This is a genomic window from Sorangium sp. So ce590, from assembly GCF_051521365.1.
In the GTDB taxonomy this organism is placed as follows: domain Bacteria; phylum Myxococcota_A; class Polyangia; order Polyangiales; family Polyangiaceae; genus Sorangium.
Map to the genome: position 1 here is coordinate 5546755 of NZ_CP150346.1, position 22260 is coordinate 5569014.

10 protein-coding genes and 1 tRNA gene (1 of these 11 only partly in view) are annotated in these 22260 nt (G+C 70.3%); 8 read left to right on the forward strand and 3 right to left on the reverse strand.

Translation table 11 applies throughout. The features are described 5' to 3' along the window. A protein-coding gene (locus tag WMF28_RS20560; protein ID WP_437603959.1) for a type I polyketide synthase crosses the window boundary here: on the reverse strand, positions 1-10167 show its 5' end (the start). Its footprint begins 17526 nt before the window's first position; 10167 of the gene's 27693 nt are visible here — the first part of the coding sequence; its start codon is at positions 10165-10167; its stop codon lies off the left edge, out of view. Positions 10168-10606: 439 nt separating this feature from the next. Here WMF28_RS20560 and WMF28_RS20565 point away from each other — a divergent pair, with 439 nt between their 5' ends. Together WMF28_RS20565 and WMF28_RS20570 are read left to right on the forward strand one after the other, a co-directional pair. Continuing rightward, entirely contained in the window at positions 10607-11773 is a 1167-nt protein-coding gene (locus WMF28_RS20565; RefSeq protein WP_437603960.1) for an acyl-CoA dehydrogenase family protein, read from the forward strand. 122 nt (positions 11774-11895) lie between these two features. Next, positions 11896-12792, forward strand: a complete 897-nt coding sequence (locus WMF28_RS20570; protein ID WP_437603961.1) for an SAM-dependent methyltransferase — start codon at positions 11896-11898, stop codon at positions 12790-12792. A gap of 91 nt (positions 12793-12883) precedes the next feature. Here WMF28_RS20570 and WMF28_RS20575 read toward each other — a convergent pair whose 3' ends face one another. Beyond that, positions 12884-13231: a DUF2834 domain-containing protein gene (locus WMF28_RS20575; RefSeq protein ID WP_437603962.1), complete on the reverse strand. Its 348-nt coding sequence runs from the start codon at positions 13229-13231 to the stop codon at positions 12884-12886. Between the two features lie 267 nt (positions 13232-13498). On the opposite strand from WMF28_RS20575, the gene WMF28_RS20580 reads away from it, so the two are divergent. The 3 genes from WMF28_RS20580 to WMF28_RS20590 all read left to right on the forward strand — a co-directional run bounded on the left by WMF28_RS20580 (position 13499) and on the right by WMF28_RS20590 (position 16642). Further along, the gene (locus tag WMF28_RS20580) at positions 13499-14254 is read left to right on the forward strand and encodes a thioesterase II family protein (RefSeq protein ID WP_437603963.1); all 756 of its coding nucleotides are present in this window, start codon (positions 13499-13501) and stop codon (positions 14252-14254) included. Between the two features lie 374 nt (positions 14255-14628). Continuing rightward, entirely contained in the window at positions 14629-16005 is a 1377-nt protein-coding gene (locus WMF28_RS20585) for a hypothetical protein (protein WP_437603964.1), read from the forward strand. Between the two features lie 82 nt (positions 16006-16087). Continuing rightward, a complete protein-coding gene (locus tag WMF28_RS20590; protein WP_437603965.1) occupies positions 16088-16642 on the forward strand; it encodes a site-specific integrase in 555 nt (184 codons plus the stop codon). On the opposite strand, the gene WMF28_RS20595 is transcribed toward WMF28_RS20590, so the two are convergent. Beyond that, positions 16614-16688 (reverse strand) — tRNA-Glu (locus tag WMF28_RS20595). The two genes, WMF28_RS20590 and WMF28_RS20595, sit on opposite strands and share 29 nt — an antisense overlap. Positions 16689-17196: 508 nt before the next feature. Between WMF28_RS20595 and WMF28_RS20600 the strand changes: the two genes are divergently transcribed. The 3 genes from WMF28_RS20600 to WMF28_RS20610 all read left to right on the forward strand — a co-directional run bounded on the left by WMF28_RS20600 (position 17197) and on the right by WMF28_RS20610 (position 22235). After that, positions 17197-19251, forward strand: coding sequence for a TonB-dependent receptor plug domain-containing protein (locus WMF28_RS20600; protein WP_437603966.1), 2055 nt, complete (start codon positions 17197-17199; stop codon positions 19249-19251). Then, complete coding sequence (locus tag WMF28_RS20605) at positions 19248-20315, forward strand: HmuY family protein (RefSeq protein WP_437603967.1); 1068 nt, start codon at positions 19248-19250, stop codon at positions 20313-20315. The genes WMF28_RS20600 and WMF28_RS20605 overlap by 4 nt, the downstream gene beginning before the upstream one ends. 126 nt (positions 20316-20441) lie before the next feature. Next, complete coding sequence (locus WMF28_RS20610; RefSeq protein ID WP_437603968.1) at positions 20442-22235, forward strand: hypothetical protein; 1794 nt, start codon at positions 20442-20444, stop codon at positions 22233-22235. Positions 22236-22260 lie beyond the last annotated feature (25 nt).

Below are 22260 nucleotides of genomic sequence, written 5' to 3' on the forward strand. Positions count from 1 at the left end.
GTGCACGCCATACGCGTCCGCGCTGTCCTTCTCGGTCCCCGGCAGCACCACCCGACCGAAGTAGGTTGTGCCTTGGCGCGACAGCTCCACGAGCCCTTGAAACGCCGGGCCGTAGTCGAGCCCGCGCTCACGCAGCCGCTCGTAAAACCCGGACAGGTCCACCGCCTCCGCGCCCGGTACAGGCCACGTCGACAGCTCGTCGAGCTCGTCAGGAGCGCCGGGCGTCTCGTCCGTCAACACCCCCGTGGCGTGCTGCATCCACGGGGCGTCCTCCGGGGCCTGCTCGGACTGGCTGTACAGCCCGACCTCGCGCCGGCCCGCCGCGTCCGGCGCTCCGACCGAAAGCTGCAGCCGCGCCGCGCCCTCCTCGGCCAGCACCAGCGGCTCGGCGAGCGTGAGCTCCGACAGCGACCGGCTGCCCACCGCGCGCCCCACCGCCAGCGCCAGCTCCAGCATGCCCGTGCCCGGAAACACCACCTTGCCAAACACCTTATGATCCCGGAGCCACGCATGCTCCGCCAGCGACAGCCGCCCTGTGAACAGGTGCCCCTCGCCGTCGGCCAGCTTCATCGCGGCGCCGAGCAGCGGATGGCCGGCCGCCTTCAGGCCCGCCGAGCTCACGTCACCGCGCCCCCTCGGCGCCTCCAGCCAGTAGCGCTGCCGCTGAAACGCGTACGTCGGCAGCTCCACGGGCCGGCCGCCACGGCCCGACAGCACCTGGGCCCAGTCCACCTCGTGCCCTTGCACGTGCAGTTGCCCCAGCGCCGTCGCCAGCGCGCGCTCTTCCTCCTGCTCTCGCCGCAGGCTCGCCACAAACGTCGCCTCCGCTCCCTCCGGCAGGCACCCCGCCCCCAGCGCGCACAGCACGCCATCCGGACCGCACTCGACGTACGTGCTCACCCCCGCCGCCGCCAGCGTCCGCATCCCGTCGAAGAACCTCACCGCCTCGCGCGCCTGCCTCACCCAGTACTCGGGTGACCTCAGCTCCTGCGCGCTCCACAGCTCGCCCGTCACGCTGCTCACCACGGGCAACTGCGGCCTCCCATACTCGCACTCGCGCGCCACCCTCCCGTACTCTTCCAGCATCCCGTCCATGTGCGGGCTGTGGAACGCGTGCGACACGCGCAGACGCCGCGTGCGCCGGCCCTGCGCCTCGAACCGACTCCCCACCTCCAGCACCGCCGCTTCGTCCCCGCTCAGCACCGTCTGGCTCGGACCGTTGAGCCCCGCGATCCCGAGCACGCCCTCCAGCCCCATCGCCGACAGCGCCCCCTGCACCTCCGGCTCCGACGCTTCCACCGACATCATCGCTCCGTCCGCCTGGCACCTCTGCATCAGCCGGCCTCGCGCGCACACGAGCCTCGCCGCGTCCACGAGGCTCAGCACACCCGACACGTGCCCCGCGCTCAGCTCTCCTATCGAGTGCCCCAGCAGCGCCGCGGGCCTCACTCCCCACGCCTCCCACTGCCGGTACAGCGCCACCTCCAGCGCGAACAGCCCGGGCTGCGTGTACTCCGTCCGCTCCAGCAGCGCTCCCTGCTCGCTGCCCGCTTCCGCGAACACCACCTCTCTCAACCCACGGTCGAGCTGCGCGTCCAGCGCCTCGCACACCTCGTCGAACGCCGCGCGGAACACAGGGTATGATTCGTAAAGACTCTTCCCCATCCCCGCCCGCTGGCTACCCTGCCCCGTGAACAGCACCGCCAGCTTCCCGCCGCGCCCTCCCGTCCCGCGCACCACCCCGGCAGAAGCTCGACCCTCCGACAGCGCCCTCAGCCCCTCCACCGCCTCCGATACGCTCGCCGCCTGCACCGACGCGCGCGAGGCGAAGTGCGTCCGGTGCAGCGCCGCCGTCCTCACCACGTCCGACCAACGCACCTCCCCGCGCTCGCCGAGCCATGTCGCCCAGCGCTCCGCCTGCGCCGCCACCGAGGCCTCATCTCGCCCCGACAGCACCAGCGGCATCGCAGCACCGTCCGCCGCCGCCGGCTCGCGCACCGCCGCCACCGGCTCGCGCACCGCCGCCACCGGCTCGCGCACCGCCTCCAACGGCGCCTCTTCGAGGATGACATGCGCGTTCGTCCCACTGATGCCGAACGACGACACGCCCGCGCGGCGCGCCCGGCCGTTGCGCGGCCACCGACGCGCCTCTTGCAGCAACGACAGCCCGCTCCCCTCCCACGCAATGTGCGGGCTCGGCTGCTCCGCGTGCAGCGTCCGCGGCAGCACCTCGTGCTGCATCGACAGCACCATCTTGATCACCCCAGCCACACCGGCGGCCGACTGCGCGTGCCCGAGGTTCGACTTCGACGAGCCCAGGTACAGCGGCCGCTCGGCCTTGCGCCCAGGCCCGAACACCTCCGCAAGCGCTCCGGCCTCGATCGGATCTCCGAGGCTCGTGCCCGTCCCATGCGCCTCCACCGCGTCGATGTCCCCGGGCGACAGCCCGCACGACGACAGCGCTTGCTGGATCACGCGCTGCTGCGAGGGGCCGTTCGGCGCCGTCAGGCCCTGGCTGCGACCGTCCTGGTTCACCGCTGACCCACGGACCACCGCCAGCACACGGTCCCCGTCGCGCCGCGCGTCCGAGAGCCGTTTCAGCACCAGGATCCCGCACCCCTCGGCCCAGATGACGCCGTCCGCCTGGGCAGAGAAGCTCTTGCAGCGACCATCTCGCGCAATGCCCTTGAGACGGCTGAACTCCACGAAGGTCGTGGGCGTGGTCATCACCATCACCCCGCCGGCCAGCGCCAGGTCGCATTCGCCCCGGCGCAGGGCCATAGAGGCGAGGTGCAGCGACACAAGCGACGACGAGCACGCCGTGTCCACCGTGATCGCTGGGCCCTGCAGCCCGAGCACGTACGCCACGCGGCCCGAGATGACGCTGCCGGCCCCGCCCGTAATGCGATAGCCATCGAGCGTCCTCAGGTCGTCCGCGTGGCCAGCGGCGTAGTCCGAGCCCATCCAGCCCAGGTACACCCCGGTGGCGCTCTCGCTCAGCGCCGACGGGCGCACGCCGGCCCGCTCCAAGGCCTCCCACGCCGTCTCCAGCACAACCCGCTGCTGGGGATCCATCGACTGCGCCTCGCTCGGCGATATCCCGAAGAACCCCGCGTCGAACAGGTCCACGTTCCGTAGAAATCCCCCCTCTCGCGCGTAGCTCTTGCCCACCGCCTCCGGATCGGGATCGTAAACAGAAGAAGCTTCATATCGGGAGGGGAAGCTCTCGATGACATCCTTCCCTTCACGCAGGACACGCCAGTAATCCTCCGGCGTCTCGATGCCACCCGGCAGCCGGCACGCCATCGACACGATCGCGATCGGCTCGTCGTCCCTCACCCGACGGCGCACACGCGCGCCGCCCCCCGTCTCCTGCAGCTCCGAGAAGGCCTGCTTCAGGAGCAGCTCTGCGATCGCCCGCGGCGTCGGGTGGTCGAAGGCCAGGGTCGCCGGCAGCGAAGTCTCGGCCCGGGAGCTCAGTCGACTGCGCAGCTCCACCGCCATCAACGAGTCGAGCCCAACCTCCTTCAGCACCTGGTGGGGCTCCACCAACGCGGGGTGGTGCAGCCCGAGCACCGCGGCGACCTCGCCCCGCACCAGGTCGATCAGCGCTTCGAGCCGCGCCGACTCCGGCAGCGCCGAGAGGCGCGCGCGAAGCGCTGAGGTCTCCTGTGTCCCGGAGGATGCCTTGCGCAGGCTCGGGCGCACGAGAGCCCGGAGCAACGCGGGCACTCCGCCGCTGGCGTCAAGCCCCGATCGCAGCTTCCCCAGATCGAGGTGCGCCGGAACCAGGCTCGCTTCAGAGCGCGAGAGCGCGGCGTCCAGCAGGAACAAGCCCTCTGCTACGGACATCGGAATAAATCCTGCGCGCCTGATGCGAGAGAGCTCGGCCTCGCCCAGGCTGTCCGTCATGCCCCCGGCACCCGGCGCCCAGAAGCCCCAGGCGAGGCTCGTCGCCGCGAGCCCGCGGCCGCGGCGGTGCGCCGCGAGCGCGTCGAGGAACGTGTTCGCCGCCGCGTAGTTGCTCTGGCCCGCCGTGCCAAACGTACCGGCCACCGACGAGAACAGCACGAACGCCGCGAGATCGAGCTCCCGCGTCAGCTCGTGCAGGTGCAGCGCCCCGTCCACCTTCGGCGCCAGCACCCGCGAGAGGCGCTCGGCCGTCTGGGCGGCGAGGACGCCGTCGTCGAGCACGCCGGCCAGGTGCAGCACCGCGTTCAGCGGCCGCGCCGCGTCGATGCCGGCCAGCACGCGCGCGACCTCCCCCCGCTTCGACACGTCGCACGCAGCCACCGTCACCGTCTCGGCGCCGAGCTCCTCGAGCGACCGCACAAGCTCGCGTGCCCCGGGCGCCTCCAGCCCGCGGCGCGACGTCAGCACAAGGTGCCGCACCCCGTGCGCGCGCACCAGGTGCGTCGCCACGATCTGACCCAGGCCGCCCACGGCTCCGGTCACCAGCACCGTGCCCGCGGGGTCCAGCCCGCGGGCTCGGGTGAGCTCTTCCGCTGCCGCCTGCGCGCGCACAAGGCGCGCGGCCAGCGCCGCGCCGCCGCGCAGCGAAAGCTCCGGCTCCGCCGCCGTCGCCAGCGCCCGCGCCAGCAGCCCAGCGTCCACGCGCTCGGTCCCGACATCGATCAAGCGCAGCCGGCGCTCGGGGTGCTCGCTGCGCGCCGTGCGGACGAGCCCCCACAGCGGCGCGTGCGCCAGGTCCTCGACAGCGTCGCTCGGCGCCGCGCTGACCGCGTCCCGCGTCATCCACACCAGCTCGGTCGCGTCGAACCGTGGCTCTGACAGCCACGCTTGCAGCAGCGACAGCGCCTGTCGCGTCGCCTCATGCGACGACCCCGCCACGTCCGACGGGCTCGGGCTCGCGGCGGTGACGTCGACCACCACCCACGCAGGCGCGCTCGCGCCCTGCTCGAGGCGCGCAACCAATGCATCGAGATCGGCAATCGCCTCCGCCCCCAGGGCTTCGGCCAGTCGCGCTCCTCCCTCCGGTGCACCGAGGACCACCAGCGAGCCCGTCTCCGGCCCGGTCGCCACGAGGCTCACCGGTTGGAAGTCCACCCGGTACAGCTGCTGGGCATTGGCACGGCTGGCAGCCGACAGCTGCTCCGCTGTCGCTCGCCGCAGATGCAGGGCGCCGACGCTGGCCACAGCCTGCCCCGCCGCGTCCGCGGCCCACAGCGACGCCACGGCTTGCGTCATGTCTCCTGCTTCAAGCTCCAGCCTCACCCGGAGCTCGCGCGGTCCCGTCGCGTGCAGCGCCACGTCCGACCACCAGAAGGGTAGCAGCACCATGTCCGCTCCAGCCGCCTCCGAAGAGGCCGCGAACAGCACATGCAGCGCGGCATCCATCAGCGCCGGGTGCACCCCATACGCCTCGGCGCTGTCCCTCGTGCTCTCGGGCAACACCACCCGGCCGTAAAGCCTCGTGCCTTCGCGCCACAGCTCCACGAGCCCTTGAAACGCCGGGCCGTAGTCGAGCCCGCGCTCACGCAGCCGCTCGTAAAACCCGGACAGGTCCACCGCCTCCGCGCCCGGCACAGGCCACGTCGACAGCTCGTCGAGCTCGTCAGGAGCGCCGGGCGTCTCGTCCGTCAACACCCCCGTGGCGTGCTGCATCCACGGGGCGTCCTCCGGGGCCTGCTCGGACTGGCTGTACAGCCCGACCTCGCGCCGGCCCGCCGCGTCCGGCGCTCCGACCGAAAGCTGCAGCCGCGCCGCGCCCTCCTCGGCCAGCACCAGCGGCTCGGCGAGCGTGAGCTCCGACAGCGACCGGCTGCCCACCGCGCGCCCCGCCGCCAGCGCCAGCTCCAGCATGCCCGTGCCCGGAAACACCACCTTGCCAAACACCTTATGATCCCGGAGCCACGCATGCTCCGCCAGCGACAGCCGCCCTGTGAACAGGTGCCCCTCGCCGCCGGCGAGCCTCATCGCGGCGCCGAGCAGCGGATGGGCGGCGGCCTTCAGGCCCGCCGAGCCCACGTCACCGCGCCCCCTCGGCGCCTCCAGCCAGTAGCGCTGCCGCTGAAACGCGTACGTCGGCAGCTCCACGGACCGACCGCCACGGCCCGACAGCACCCGCTTCCAGTCCACCTCGTGCCCTTGCACGTGCACCGTCCCCAGCGCCGTCGCCAGCGCGCGCTCTTCCTCCTGCTCTCGCCGCAGGCTCGCCACAAACGTCGCCTCCGCTCCCTCCGGCAGGCACCCCGCCCCCAGCGCGCACAGCACGCCATCCGGACCGCACTCGACGTACGTGCTCACCCCCGCCGCCGCCAGCGTCCGCATCCCGTCGAAGAACCTCACCGCCTCGCGCGCCTGCCTCACCCAGTACTCGGGTGACCTCAGCTCCTGCGCGCTCCACAGCTCGCCCGTCACGCTGCTCACCACGGGCAACTGCGGCCTCCCATACTCGCACTCGCGCGCCACCCTCCCGTACTCTTCCAGCATCCCGTCCATGTGCGGGCTGTGGAACGCGTGCGACACGCGCAGACGCCGCGCGCGCCGGCCCTGCGCCTCGAACCGACTCCCCACCTCCAGCACCGCCGCTTCGTCCCCGCTCAGCACCGTCTGGCTCGGACCGTTGAGCCCCGCGATCCCGAGCACGCCCTCCAGCCCCATCGCCGACAGCGCCCCCTGCACCTCCGGCTCCGACGCTTCCACCGACATCATCGCTCCGCCCGCCTGGCACCTCTGCATCAGCCGGCCTCGCGCGCACACGAGCCTCGCCGCGTCCACGAGGCTCAGCACACCCGACACGTGCCCCGCGCTCAGCTCTCCTATCGAGTGCCCCAGCAGCGCCGCGGGCCTCACTCCCCACGCCTCCCACTGCCGGTACAGCGCCACCTCCAGCGCGAACAGCCCGGGCTGCGTGTACTCCGTCCGCTCCAGCAGCGCTCCCTGCTCGCTGCCCGCTTCCGCGAACACCACCTCTCTCAACCCACGGTCGAGCTGCGCGTCCAGCGCCTCGCACACCTCGTCGAACGCCGCGCGGAACACAGGGTATGATTCGTAAAGACTCTTCCCCATCCCCGCCCGCTGGCTACCCTGCCCCGTGAACAGCACCGCCAGCTTCCCGCCGCGCCCTCCCGTCCCGCGCACCACCCCGGCAGAAGCTCGACCCTCCGACAGCGCCCTCAGCCCTTCCACCGCCTCCGATACGCTCCCCGCCTGCACCGACGCGCGCGAGGCAAAGTGCGCGCGAGCGGTCGCCAGGGTGAAGGCGACGTCGACGAGAGCCATGTCGCCTCGGCCAGCAAGATGTGTCGCCAGGCACGCGGCGTTCTCCTGCAGGGCCTGCACCGTCTTCCCGGACACCACCAACGGCAGAGTGACCGCGCGCGAAGCCGCCGCGCGGCCGCCCGTGCGGACCGCGTCCCAGTCGACATCGATCCCTTCGCGCCACAACGCGCCGAGCAGCGCCTCCAGCCCGCCCCGCGCGGCCGCCTCGCGCCAGCAGGTCGCGAGGACCACAGAACGGCTGTCTCCCCACGTCTTCAGCGACGCTTCGAACGAGCGCACCGCGACTGGATGCGGCCCCACCTCGACGATGCACGCGCTGTGCTGCCGCGTCACGCTCTCGACAGCTTCGACGAGTTGAACCGGCTCGCGGAGGTTCCGCGCCCAGTAGTGCCCATCGAGCTCCGGACCGGCGATATACCGGTTCGCGACCGTGGACCACATCGGGATCGTGGGCGCGCTGGGCTGGATCGCCGCGAGCCGCCGCTCGATCTCGGGGAGCAGCGGCTCCATCTCGGCGGTATGAGCGGCGTAGTCGATGCGCACGCGCATGGCGCCGATGCCATCGCTCGCGAACCGGCGCACAAGACGCTCGACGGCATCGACCGGCCCGGCCAGGCAAACCTGGCCGGGGGCCAGATGGACGGCGACTTGAACGCCGCCCGCGTCGCCGCTGGCGAGGACGCGCTCGGCGTCCGCGACCGACAGATCGGCGACGATCATCGCGCCACGTCCTGACGCATGGTTCGCGATCAGAGCCGACCAGGTGGAGATCACCCGCGCCCCGTCGCGCAACGACAGGGCCCCAGCGACCACGGCCGCGGCGACCTCGCCGACGCTCTGGCCGAAAACGAGCTCAGGGACCACGCCCCAGCTTTGCAGGGTGCGGGCAAGCGCGACCTGAACGCTGAAGACCACGGGCTGCACGACGTCGGTTCGGTCGAGCCGCGAGCACGCCTCGTTCGCCGCGAGCTCGGCGATCACGGACCACCCGGTGAACTCCCGGACGGCTCCATCGCAGGCCTCGAGGGTCGCGCGGAACACCGGCTCCCCGGCCATCAGGTCACGGACCATGCCAGCCCAGTGGCCGCCGTGTCCTGAAAAGAAGAACACCAGCCGCGGCCTCGGCCGGGAAATCGGGTGGAGCTCCGCGCCACCGTCGACCAGCTCCCGCAATGCGGCCTCCACCGAGGCAGCATCGCGCCCCTGGACCATGGCGCGAACGGAGCCCGTGCCGGGCTGGACCACGAGCCGCTCCGCGTCGCGACCCGCGCCCGAAGCAGCGAAATCGGCGAGGAGGCGTCGAGCCGCATCGCGGAGCGCCTGCTCCCCATCAGCAGCCAGGGGGACGAGGATCTGCGGTCTGTAGGGAGGTTCCTCCAGCGCAACATGGGCATTCGTTCCGCCGAAGCCGAAGCTGCTGACGCCGGCGAGACGGCCCGCGTCCCTCGGCCAGCCTTGCTGCCGTGCGACGACTTCGAGCCGAAGCGCCTCAAAGTCGATGTGGGGGTTCGGGCTCTCGAAATGCAGGCTCGGCGGCAGCTGCCCGTGATGCAACGCGAGCGTCGCCTTGAGGAGCCCGGCGATGCCCGCCGCAGCCTCGAGGTGGCCGAAGTTCGTCTTGACCGAGCCGATGCGAAGCGGCTGCTCCCGGCCGGGTGCGAACACGGCGGCCAGCCCCGCGGCCTCGATAGGATCGCCGAGGATCGTGCCCGTACCATGGGTCTCGACGTATGCGACCTCGCGGGGCGCAACCCCCGCTCGCTGCCAGGCGTCTCGGATGACGTCAGCCTGAGCCTCAGGGTTCGGTGCCGTGAGTCCATTGGACGCGCCGTCGCTGTTCACGGCGCTGCCTCGCAGCACCGCGTAGATGCGGTCGCCTGCGACGAGCGCGTCCGAGAGGCGGCGCAGCACCACCACGCCGCACCCCTCGCCACGGACGTAGCCGTTGGCACCTGCAGCGAAAGCCCGGCAGCGGCCGTCAGGACTCATCGCGCCGAACTTGGTCATCTGGACCGTGGCGTGGGGGGTCAGCATGAGGTTGACCCCACCCGCGAGCGCCAGATCCGCCTCCCCACGCCTGAGGCTCAGCGCCGCGAGATGCACGGCTACCAGCGAGGAGCTGCATGCCGTGTTGACCGTCATCACCGGCCCGCGAAGCCCCAGAGCGTAGGCGATGCGGGCGGGGATGATGGAGTTATCCCAGCCCACGGCAGAGTGTGGCTCGATGCCTGTCGCGTCCGCCCCCGCGACGCGGCCATACTCCTGCCACATGGCGCCGAAGAACACGCCCGTCCGAGACCCCCCGAGCCCGGTGGGAACGATGCGCGCGTCCTCGAGCGCTGCCCAGGCAGTCTCAAGCGCGAAGCGCTGCTGCGGATCCATCTGCCTGGCTTCAGCCGGCGAGATTCCGAAGAAGCCTGCGTCGAAGCCCACGATCTCATCGAGAAAACCACCCCATCGGGTCGTCATCTTCCCGGGCGCCTGGGCGTCCGCGTCCAGCCAGGCCTCAGCGTCCCAGCGGTCCGGAGGAACCTCGACGATGGCATTCACGCCCGAGCACAGGGCCCGCCACATCCCCTCGGGGGACGTGATGCCGCCGGGCATGCGGCACCCGAGCCCGATGATGGCGACGGGCTCGTCGACGGACGACGACGCGACGGCGCGCGCGCCGAGGGCTGTGGAAACGGGCTCACCGTGCGTATCCGCCAGATGCCTGGCAAGCGCGTTCAAGGTGCTGTGCTGCCATATCAGCGTGGCGGGGAGAGCGCGCCCCATCCAGCTCGACAGCTTTTCAACCAGGAGCAGCGCCCTCGCGGAGTCGAGGCCCTGCTCGTGGAATCGAACATCATCCTGAACGGCTCCCGGCGTAACCTGCAGCAAATCGGCCAATGAATCGCGCAGAAACCCAAAAATCCTGTCCATCGGCGCCACGCTTAACACAATGAATTATTATGATCAAGCACGACCCCATAAAGATGCACACGGCAAAACCGCCATCACCCCGCACAGTGCGGGCGCAATTTCACACAAACCGCGACACGTCTTTGAAATATGTGCCGCGATCCCCCAGGGACACGAACGATAGCGTTCATTGCGCCGCACATCAGGGAAAGAGATTTCCAAAACCAAGCAGCCAACATGAATCCGCTTGCAATCAAACAAACAAGCAAATACTGTGGCCCGCGCACCCCCACCTGTAGGTTTGCTGCCATCTCTCGATGGCGTTCCGCGGTCGTGCAGCGCTCGTAGTCACGGAGCTTCTGCCTCGCAGAGGCTCGCCTGTGGAAGGGGGTCACGAAAGGCAGCTCGCGCCGCTCGATGCGACGAGAGCCTGCACGACCGCAAAACGCAAGGAAGACCAATGAGCTCCACGCAAGGCCATCTCAGCATTCAGGATATACTCGTCTCCACGCGAGAGCTCGTCCCCGCGCTGCGCGCTTCTGCAGCCGAGGTCGAGGCAGGCCGCAAGCTCCCCAGTAGCGTATTGAGCTCCCTGGACAAGACGGGAGTGTTTCGGATGGCCATGCCCAAGGCGTGGGGCGGTCCGGAGGCCGATCCGTTCTCGCAAATCGAGGTGATAGAGAACCTTGCGCGCGGCGACGCCTCGTCGGCGTGGTGCGCGATGATCCTTTCGGGCAGCGGCTTCTATGCATCCCATCTGGAGGACAGCGTGGCGCGGCGCCTCTACGGCAAGCTCGACGTACGCCACGCCGGAAGCCTGAGATGGTCCGGGAAGGCCGAGAAAGTGGCCGGAGGCTATCGGGTGACAGGAACCTGGGACTTCTGCAGCGGTTGCCACCACGCGGACTACCTTGCGACGGGCTGTCTGGTCACCGAAAATGACAGCCCGGTTCTCAACGCGGACGGCACCCCACGTACCCTCTGGGCCGTCCTCCCCGCTGGAAGCTTCGAGGTCCTGGACACCTGGTACACGACGGGCCTGGCGGGAAGCGGTAGCAACGACTGCAGCGCGAGCAACGTCTTCGTGCCGGAGGAGCACACCTTCAACCTGGTGGACCGCAAGCGCAGCGAGCCGCTGTACTCCTATGCCCCCCTCTTCCTGCAAACCCTGGTGGGCGTTCAGCTAGGCATCGCGCGCCACGCGATCGAGCTCGCGCTCGATCTCGCGCAGAACAAGAAGGTCATGCCGATGGGGTACAGCCTGGGCGCCGAGCAGAGCGTGCAGGTGGCGATCGCCGAGGCGGAGGGCACGCTGGGCTCGGCCAGGTGCTACGTGCGCGATGTCGTCGGCGAGCTGTGGGATGCGCTGCAATCCGGCAACGGACCGTCGCTGAAGCTGCGCGCCAAAGGAATGCTGATGATGATCCACGCCGCACAATCGACGCGACGCGTGGTCGAATCGATGTGCGACGTAGCAGGGGCCACCGCGATCTTCGCCAAGCATCCCATCGAGCGCCTCCGGCGCGACATCATCACCGCGAACTCGCACTTCCTCTGCCAGCCGAACAGATATTCAATCATCGGCCAGGCGCTGATGGGTATCGAGCCGGCCTACCCCTACTTCTGATCCGGCAAGGACCGGGGCGGTCAGGGCGAGCCGGTCACGGGCTCGTCCGGTCGTCGCGAGCAATGCCGCATCGAGGGATGACTCAAACCTCTGGCCATGCGCCAAGGCACCATGAGGACGGTATGGATATACATCGGAATAGAGCGAGCTGGCGCGCGGCGCTGAGCGGGGTGTTCACGTCGGTGCACACCATCGCGAAGGGCAAGGACCCTCGCTGGTACTACAACAACCTCGGCGAGAACATATTCACCGAGCAGTCCAAGTTCTTGAACCTCGGGTACTGGGCCGACCCAGAGACGAGGACGATGGACGCCGCGTCGACCGCGCTGGTCGACCTCGTCGCAGGGGCCGCGAAGCTCTCGGCGGGCGACGAGGTGCTGGACGTGGGCTTCGGCTTCGGTGACCAGGACATCCACTGGGCAAAGCGTTACTCGCCGAAGCGCATCGTCGGCATCAATGTCACAGAGAAGCAGGTAGAAGAGGCGCGCAGGCGGATCGCGGAGCTCGGGCTCGACGACCGCATCGACCTGCGCGTGGGCTCGGCGACGGACATGCGCTTCGCGCCGGAGAGCTTCAACAAGGTGCTCGCCGTGGAGTCGGCCTTTCATTTCGATACGCGCGACAAATTCTTCGGCGAAGCCTTCCGGGTCCTCCGCCCGGGAGGTCGAATCACCACCGCCGACATCATCCCGCTGCCAGGGCGGCGGGGCTCCCCGCTGTTCACGCTGCAGTCGCAAGCCCCCGCGGAGAATCACTACCCTCGCGATGTCTATGCGGAGAAGCTTCGCGCTGCCGGCTTCGTGAACGTCGAGGTCCGGTCGATTCGCAAACACGTCTACGATCGGTACCTCGACCACCTGGATCGCTGCACGGCGAGCCCCGACTTCAAGCGCAAGAACCCGCTGCTCCGGCTGCTGATGATGAAGGAGAACCCGCTGCTCTCCTGGCTGTGGGCCTCATTCGATTACGTCATCGCATCCGGGGAGAAGCCCGGGAACACGCCTCAGCCCGCCACGTGAGCACCGCGCGCGGCCTCCCGGCGCAAGTGGCCTGTCTCGCCGGCGCGCTCCACGTCGCGCGCCGGCGGCCGCCCCGCTCCGACCGTCCGCGTCACCCCGCTCCTTCGAGCGCAGCGAGGCGCAGCTCGCGCGCGAGCAAGAACGCCGGGAACGTCGCCGCGAAGGCGAGCAAAAAGCTCAGCAACACATACGCCCAGACATGGCGCACGCCCACCCGCCGGCCCTCGACCACCATGAACAGCATCCCAGCCGCGGAGGCCACCGCGATGTCGACGAACACGGAAGCGCCCGCCGGGTTGACCGTGGCCGCGTCGACGAACCCCGTCGGGGAATCGAACCCCCCGGCGTTCATGAACTGCATATTGAACCACAAAACGCCGGCAGCGCCGATCAGCGTGAGCGCGGCATACAGGACGATACGAATTTTTCGTGTGTTCATGGCGATGCCTCGATGGCAACGCCTAACATAGAACACATTACCTCGTCAAGCGACTGCGATACCGGCGAGCATCGAAGGCGTGTGCGAGGCTGGATGGATAGAACCGCTGCCGCACTGGCCGTGAAGCCGGCATCGGGACGCCGCCTTCGCGATGAGACCGTATCGCCTCTCACGGAGCGGGTTGACGCGAATCGCAACCAATGCAAATGGCTTTGACCATGATCGCTCTCGCGGGAGAGACACGATCATCTTGCACCGGAGATCTACATGGAGAAGAATCCCTGGCTGTCGCACCGGACCGCGCGGACGGACGCGAAGCTTCGCCTTTTCTGCTTCCCCTACGCCGGCGCCGGCGGGGCCATTTATAGAGACTGGGCGAAGAGCCTACCAGCGCACATCGACGTCTGCCCGATAGAGCCGCCGGGGCGATTCGCTCGGTCCAAGGAGAAGCAACCTCGCTCGATGTCGGAGCTCGTCGACGGCATCGAGCGGGGGCTGGACCACATGCTCGACCTGCCGTTCGCGTGTTTTGGATACAGCCTGGGAGCGCTGATGGCCTTCGAGTGGGCCCGTTCTCTCCGCAGGCGCCGTGGGATCGAGCCGACATGCATGGTCGTCGCCGCGAGCAGAGCCCCTCACGTACCCGCCCGCCTGCCGCGGATCTCTCACCTCCCCGCGAGCGAGTTCCTGCGACGTGCGCAGCAGAGGTACGGCGCGTTCGATCGTGTGGTCCAGGAGGACCCTGAGCTGCTGCAGCTCGTCGGCAAGATCATGCAGGTCGATCTGGAGGTGCTGGAGCGCTACGAGTGCAGCGACGAAACGCCGTTCACCTGTCCGTTCACTGCCATCGGCGGCACCGACGATCCTGGGACGAAGCGGGAAGACCTGGATGCGTGGGGTAGCCACACGGTGGGCGGATGCGACGTGCGAATGGTGGACGGAGGCCACTTCTTTCTTCGTCCACGCGGCCAGGAGCTGCTGGACATCGTCCGGTCCGCGGTGCAGGCGCCCGGCGCGGCCTGACCCGCCGGGCAGCATTCATGATCGATACAATCACAGACAGCTGAACCACGAGGATGTGCCTGATGTCTAACGCAAAACGATGTCGACCCAGGACGCTCGCCGGCCTGGCGACGCTGGTCCTCGCTTTCACCGCAGCGTGTGGGAGCACGGACAACGACATAGCTCCGGTGGCCACGGGCGGCTGCGGGGATGCTGAGCTTTCCAGTACGTGGGAAGGAATTCAGCGAGTCATCCTCGCTGGCTACCAATGCAGCAACAGCACGTGCCACGGCGGCGCGAGCGCTCCGGCGGGAGGCCTCGATCTCCGGCCGGAGGCAGCGTATGCGAGCCTGGTCAACGTACCGGCGAACGCGCCGCTTCAGACCGAGACCGGCGTGACGCTGCGCATCCACCCGGGTGAACAGGAGCTGAGCTCGTTCTACAAGAAGATCGAGGCGGCGACGCTGGGCGTCTCCTTGCCTACGGACTTCGGCGCTCCGATGCCACCGCCGCCGACGTCCGCCGTCTCCAAGGAGCACCTGGAAGCCCTGCGGCTGTGGATCCGGGCCGGAGCGCCCGAGACGGGGATCGTGCAAGGAACCGAACAGCTCCTCGGATGCGACCTGCCCGACGACTTCGACGCGAACAAGCTCCCTCCCCTCGCCCCCCCGCCCGCCGGCGAGGGTCTTCAGTTCTACTCGTCCGGCTGGCATGTGCCCGCCGGAAGTGAGCATGAGGTATGCTACGCGACGTACTACGATTTCACGGCCGAGGCCGGGCAGATACCGACCTGGGCTGAGGCTCCATGCAGGCCCGAGGCCGGCGGCCCGGAGGAGACCTGCTTCTCCATCAACCAGAACCTGCTGCACCAGGATCCGCAGTCGCATCACAGCATCATCTATTCTGTCAGGGCCGTAGTGGAGCCGGAAGACGCGTCTTGGGGACAGTGGACCTGCCTGGGAGGCGATCTCGCCGGAGCGCCATGCGACCCGAGGATGCAAGGCGTCTCGGCGTCGCAGGGCGGCGCCGACTGCGGGCCCCGCAGCGCCTGCACGTCGCCGCCGAGAGACTCGATCGCTTGCTGGGACTACCTTCCGTCCGTGGCCATGAGCCCCGAGGTGCTCACGCCGCTCGGAGGCGCACAGGAGCCCGTGAGCGGCGGTCCGCTGCACGAGGGGGTGTACGACACCCTGCCCCTCAGAGGATACATCTTCTGGAACTCGCACGGATTCAACCTTACACGCAAAGACACGACCATCGAGCTTTACCTCAACCTGCGCTTCGCGCGCCCCGAGTCACGCAAGTTCATGTTCCAAGGCTTCGGCGCCAGCAGGTTCATGTTCGCGATGGATGTCCCTCCGTTCGAGAGCCGGGAGTACTGCGCCAGCTTCACGCTGCCACGATATTCCAAGGTCACCGATATATCCTCTCATATGCACCAACGCGGAGTGCAGTGGAGGACCTGGGAGCCCCCTCAGGATCCGGAGTGCAGCCCGGACAACGGATGCCTCCCGAACGATGATCCTCCGGACTACACCAGCACGATATATAGCGATCCTTTCAAGAAGGAGTACGAGACGCCTCTCGCCCTCGACGAGGAAGACGACGCGTCCCGCACATTCAAGTACTGCGCCGTCTTCGACAACGGCTTGAGGAATCCTGCGACCGTGAAGCGCTGCGAGGACGGACGCCCGTGCAATCTGGTGGGCGGCTACACGACGGATGACGAGATGCTGTTCTTCATCGGCCACTATTACCTCGACGAGCCGTAGGGATCCTGCGGGCGTCACGCCCACACGGCGGCCCGGAGCCCAGGCTCGGCAGCGGAAGCCCCCATCCACGTAGCCCACGTCCATGGACCCCCTGGTCCACGTCGACGTCCTGCGCCGCGTCCTCGCCGGGACCTGCGCCAGCACCAACACGGTCGGCTTCGCGACCGTCCCCTGTCGGGGTGACGGGAGGCCGCAGTACCTCACGGGGCTGAATCCCCTCGCCTTCGAGCTCGGTGGCGTGCGCCGCGTGGCTGTAGCGGACGCCGCAGTCGAGCAGGTGCGCCCCGACGCCTCCCCAGCGGCGCTCGGGCGCGCCGAGCTCTTCGCCAACGACGCCACCCGCAAACAGCTCACCTTCCACGATCTCCGCGCAACCGGCATCACGTGGATGGCCCTTCGCGGCGACGAGCCGATCAAGATCATGCGCCGCGCCGGCCACGAGGACATCGCGACCACCATGGGCTACGTGCGCGAGGCCGAGAACCTCATGCACCCGGTGGGCGAGCCCTTCCCGCCGCTCCCTGCCGCGCTCCTGGTTTCGTCAGCGGAATCGTCAGAAGGGCCGGCCCACTGGGCCCAACTCCGCGAATCTACTTACAAAACCGTAGCGTCCCCAGCGGGATTCGAACCCGCGTAGCAGCCTTGAAAGGGCTGAGTCCTGGGCCGGGCTAGACGATGGGGACCGGCGATGCGGCGCGGGAAGCTACCGTCCGTCGTCGACCAATGCAAGCCTTACTCGCATCGCCCGTTCCGTCAGGTCCCGCCCCCCGGGAAGCCGCGGCGTGAGCCGGCCGCTCGGCCGCTCGTCACGGCGGGCTTCCCTGGGGAAGGCGCCGGTCCTCGTGGACCCGCTCCAGACCACCTGGAGCCGTCGAGGCGCACCGCAAGGGGGCCAACCGGGCGCCGGTGAGCTCGACAGGGCTCGACGCAGCCGCTCGTCCGGCACGGACCTCCCTGCCCGCGCCGGGTCCCGCGCTGCCCTTGCGCCGCGTAGCCCTTGCGCCGCGCGCCGCGCACCCGTGCCCCCCGCGGCGCGACCTCCCGCTCGCTGCCCGCGAACCGCTGGACGACCGCGCTGAATCGGGCGACCATGCGAGCCGCGCACCCACCTTGCGCCACACAGGCAGACCTTTTCCCCATGCTTCCGCTTCTGCCCCTCGGGCCTGCCGTTCCGACGTCCCAGGGAGGACCGTGCATCGCCCTCGGCGCCTGACGCGCCCCGCGCGGCTCGCCTTCTGCCTTCTCCCGGCGCTCCTCTCAGCCGCCCCTTCGCGCCCTGCGCTCGCGCAGCTTCCGCCTGCGCCGCCCTCCCCGCCCTCTCCGCCCTCCCCCGCCCCGCCTCCCCTCGAGGTCGTCGTCACCGGCACCCGCACCCCCGAGAGCAGCCAGCGCGCCACCGTGCGCACGCGCGTCATCCCCCGCGAGGAGGCCGAGCGCCGCGGCGCCACAAACGTCGGCGAGGCGCTCGACGGCGAGCTCGGTGTCCAGGTCAACCCGAGCGCCTACGGCGCCATCGGCAACCCGAGCGCCATCCAGATCCAGGGCTTCGACCTCGACCGCGTCCTCGTCCTCGAGGACGGCGAGCGCGTCATCGGCGACAGCGGCGGCGCCATCGACCTCTCCTCCCTCCCGCTCAGCGACGTCTCCCGCATCGAGCTCGTCACCGGACCGACGAGCTCGCTCTACGGCGCGAGCGCCATCGGCGGCGTCGTCAACGTCCTCTCCGCCCCCCCGGCCCACCCCGGCTTCAGCGGCCGCGGCCGCATCGAGGGCCGCAGCCGCGCCGGGCTGCTCGTCCAGGGGTCCGGCGCCTACCGCGACGAGCACGCCTGGGCGACCGCCGACGCCTCGTTCCAGCGAGAAGACAGCCTCTCCCTCCTCGACGACAGCGCCGCCACCACCCTGCCCGAACGCGCGCAGCACCTCGTCGGCCTGCGCGCCGGCGCCGCGCTCGGCCGCGGCATCGACGTGCGCCTCCGCGCGCGGTGGATCCACGACGAGCAGGACGGCATCGAGCAGCCGCCGCAGCTGCCAGGCCTCCCCGTCTACCTCTACGACCTCCCCGAGGTGACCGACCGCGTCACCCTCCACCTCACCGAGACGCTCGACCTCGGCGGCGGCTCCAACCTGCGCCTCGCCGCCGGCCAGCAGTGGGCCTTCCGGACGAGCGGCCGCGACCAGCGCGGCTCGCCCTTCGCGGAGACGCGCGACCGCACAGGCACCCTGCAGAGCTACGAGGCCATCGCCACCGTCGCCCAGGGACAGCTCACCTGGGTCGCCGGCGCGCGCGCCGAGGTCGAGTCGCTCACCCAGAAGCTCGATCGCACCGAGGTCTCCACCTCGGGCATCTCCGAGAGCGCCATCGATGAGGTGCCCGACACCGAGCTCGGCAGCGCCGCCCTCTACGGCCAGCTCGCGTGGAAGCTCACCGATCGACTCACGCTCATGCCCGGCGTCCGCGGCGAGTACTGGCCGCGCTACGGCGGCGTCATCGCCCCGCGCCTCGCGCTCGCCTACCGGCCCGCGCCGTCGCTCACGCTGCGCATCTCCGGCGGCCGAGGGTTCCGCACGCCCAGCGCGAAAGAGCTCGGCTTCTCGTTCGATCACTCGGGCCTCGGCTACATCCTCGAGGGCAATCCGGAGCTCGCCCCGGAGACGTCCTGGGGCGCGAACGGCGACGTCACATGGATCCCCAGGGAGGCCCTGACGGTGCGCGCCGGCGCCTTCGCGAACTGGGTCGACGACCTGATCGACATCAACCCGAGACCCATCCGCTCCTCCGGCGACGTCGACACGTATACCTACAAGAACGTCGCCAGGGCGCGGACCGCAGGCATCGAGCTCTCGGCGACGTTCCAGGCGGCGTCGTGGCTCCGCGCCGAGGCCGGCTACGCCTACCTCTGGACGCGCGACGACGCGGCCGATCCCGCGCAGCCGCTCTCCGGCAAGCCGCCGCACACGGCGCAGGCGGCCCTCCGCGCCGGCCTGCCCCTCCAGATCGAGCTCGTCACCCGGCTGCGGACGATCTCCAGCGCGTTCGTCGAGGAGGGCCTGCGCGCGCCCGGCTTCACCACGCTCGACGCGCGCCTCGCGCGGCCGCTCTGGCCCTCGTCGCAGGCCTACGTCGGCGTCAGAAACCTGCTGGGCGCGCAGAAGGACCCTGACCGCCGCGGCGATCACCGGCCCCTCGAGGGGCGCACCGTTTACCTCGGCGTCGTCGCCGAGCTACCGTGGGAGGACTCATGACAAGAGGGTCAATCGCCATAGCGCTTCTCCTGCTCGCCCCGGCGTGCGGCAGCGGGGGCGAGCAGACCGCCGGAGACGGCACGCTCCTCGAGATCGAGGTGCCGGCCTCCGGGCGCGTCTTCCTCCAGCTCGCCACGCCGGAGGTCGTCGTCCCGGCCGGCGACGCCGCGGCGTCCACCGACTGGGATCTCGCGTTCTCGGGGTACGACGTCCTCACCAACAGCGGCCTCAGCGGTCCCGGTGATGGCGGAGCGCTGCCGATCAGCCTGGAGGACTACCGAGCAGGCCAGCTGCCGAGCACCCCCTTCCTGCTCCAGGACGAGGCCGGCGGCGCCTTCACGCGCTGGTACGCTTACGACGGCGAGACGCACGTCGCCTTCAGCCGCTATCACATCCAGGCGGTCGAGCACGAAGGGCGGCACTGGAAGCTCCAGATCCTCTCCTTTTACGGCGAGGTGGACGGAGCGCCGGTCACGGGGCTCTACCAGCTCCGCTATGCCGAGGTGCTCCCCGACGGCTCCGGCCCGACGGTCGACATCGAGGATCTCGACGCGACAGCGGGCGGCATCGAGGGGGTCGACTCCGCGCCGAGCGCTTGCCTCGACCTCGCCGGCAACCAGCAGCTGATGCTGACGCCGGAAGAGGCGCGCGCGTCGACGGCGTGGCACGTCTGCTTCCGCCGGTCGCTCGTCAGCGTCAACGGCGAGCTCGGCGGCCCCGGGACCGCGCGCGCCGCCGACCTCCAGGAACAGGAGGCGAGCTCCGAGGCGCTCGCCGAGGTCAAGGAGCGGACCGCCGAGTCGGAGGAAGCGCGGTTCAACGCCGCCGACCACGCCGCCCTCACCGATCCCGCGGTCGCGTACCGCGGCGACCACATCGCCACGGCCTTCACGGGGCGGTGGCTCGCTCCCGGGTCGAGCCCCCCCGCCCCGGCGAAGGACGCCGCATGGCTCGTCCAGAGCGCAGACGGCCAGTCACGCTTCGTCGCCGTGATCGAGCGCTTCGAAGGCGCGACCGACGTTTCCCCAGGACGGGTGATAATGCGCGTCAAGCAAGTGGAATGACCTCCACTCCCGCGATCTTGCGCCGCGGGACGTCACGAGGGTGCGCGGCGCGTGACATCGCGCCAGGACCCAAGCATACTGCGCGCGCGATAAGGGACGCCCTTGTCCACGGTAAGGAGTATGCTTATGATAGAGTCGCTTGCACCCGCATCGAGCGCCAGAGGTCCGTTTCGCGAGAATGGGACGCTGGACGATGAGCGCGCGGCAACGCGGGCGCGCCGTGGCGGCCTGCTCCCCGCGGTGGCGCTCGCCGCGGGCGCCGCGCTCGCCGCGGGCGCCTGCGGCGGCAGGGTGGTGGTCGACGGATTCGAGCCCATCGACGGCACCGGCGGCTCCGGAGCGACAACGAGCTCCGCCACGCCAGGCTCATCGGGCGTCGGTCAAGGGGGCGCCATCGGCGAGGGCGGCGCGCCGCCGATTCCGCCCCTCGTGAAGCAGGAGTTCGGCGATGTCGTCGCCGGGGAGGCCGTCGCGGTGGTGGTCCCGCCCGGCACCCTCGGCATCACGGCCGTCGCTCAACGCCTGACCTCGCCGCCGAGCTGGGAGCCGATCGGGATCAAGAACATCACCGGACCTGACGGCAGGACGCTGGTGACGGACTACTCGATTCCCGGCACCATGGCCCTCTTCTACAACCAGGGCATCGGCACGGCGGCCGTACCCCAGACTGGCACGGCCGCAGCCGTGCCACTTGTGCCAGGCATCTACTGGATCACGGCCGGCGACGGCGGCTCCGGCCCCCTGGCGGCGCCGGCGCGCCTCTCGGTGTGGCGCCGTCAGACGCTCGACGGGCGCTTTCACGGCGGGAAGATCGACATCAACGCCTTCATCGCCGGAAACGCGATCTCCGAGGCGTACATGCAGCGCGCGCTGCTCGCCGCCTACAGGGGGTTCGTGGGGCTCGACGTGGGCAGCATCACCGTCCATCACATCGGGTCGGAGTGGGCGAGCGTCGACGAGGAGCGCCTCCCCGGCGTGCTCGAGCAGACGGCCGGCGCCCTCGGCAGGCCGGCGCTCAACGTGATCGCGGTGTCGGAGTTCCACGGGCGGCTCGCGGGCGCGGCCGGCGCGACGCCCTCCGCGCCCGCGGTCGCGGTCGAGCACGGGACCCACCTCAGCGGGATCGTCGTCACGCTCTTCGAGGACCCCGGGGTCGACACAATCATCCTGCGCCACGAGCTCGGCCATTTCGCCGGGCTGTTCCACACCACCGAGTTCGACGCCGGCTTCGCCGATCCGCTGGACGACACCTCGCAGTGCGACGACGTGCTCTCGCAGCTCGAGGGCTGCCCCGATTACGACAACCTCATGTTTCCGACGGGGGGCGACCTCTCGAGCACGATGACGCCGCAGCAGACGACGATCGTGCAGGCGAGCGCACTCTACCGGGGGATCGTCGAGGACGGCGGCGGCGCGGCGGCTCCTCTCCCGGCCGGCCCGGGTACGCCGGCGAGCGGAGCGCCCGTGGCGCCGCCGGCCCCGAGCGGCGGGGACGCCCGGGCTGCGGCGCCCGACCGCCGCGCCTGGGGGGCGGCGCTCCCGCCGCGCGCCGCGATCCTGCTCGGGGGGCACTTCTGCGGGCACAGCGCGGCCGGGGGCGCGGGCTTCTTCGCGCGGCTCGGCGCGGCCGGCGGCGCCGACGCCGGCCAGCTGCTCGCGGTCGGCCGCGATGAGGGCGCGCCGGTGCACGCCAGGGCGCGCGCCCTGGCGGCGGCCGGCCGTTCCGCCGGGGCCTCGGCGCGCGTGGTCGCCGAGCTCCGGGCCATCGCCGAGGACCCGCGCCTGCCGCGGCAGACGCGGCTCGGCGCGATCCAGGGGGTCGCCTCCGCGTCGCCCGCCGCCGCCCGCGCGCTCGCCGCGCGCCTGATCGCCGATCCCGATGAGGTGGTCGAGCGGATGGCGATCCGCGCGGCGCGCTGACCAGCGGCCACGCGACCAGCGCCAG

Bases quoted from the DNA above. Each gene is read 5' to 3' on its own strand.
- WMF28_RS20570 (WP_437603961.1), top strand. From the start codon at position 11,896: ATGGATATACATCGGAATAGAGCGAGCTGGCGCGCGGCGCTGAGCGGG.
- WMF28_RS20590 (WP_437603965.1), top strand. From the start codon at position 16,088: ATGGACCCCCTGGTCCACGTCGACGTCCTGCGCCGCGTCCTCGCCGGG.
- WMF28_RS20580 (WP_437603963.1), top strand. From the start codon at position 13,499: ATGGAGAAGAATCCCTGGCTGTCGCACCGGACCGCGCGGACGGACGCG.
- WMF28_RS20605 (WP_437603967.1), top strand. From the start codon at position 19,248: ATGACAAGAGGGTCAATCGCCATAGCGCTTCTCCTGCTCGCCCCGGCG.
- WMF28_RS20575 (WP_437603962.1), bottom strand. From the start codon at position 13,231: ATGAACACACGAAAAATTCGTATCGTCCTGTATGCCGCGCTCACGCTG.
- WMF28_RS20610 (WP_437603968.1), top strand. From the start codon at position 20,442: ATGATAGAGTCGCTTGCACCCGCATCGAGCGCCAGAGGTCCGTTTCGC.
- WMF28_RS20565 (WP_437603960.1), top strand. From the start codon at position 10,607: ATGAGCTCCACGCAAGGCCATCTCAGCATTCAGGATATACTCGTCTCC.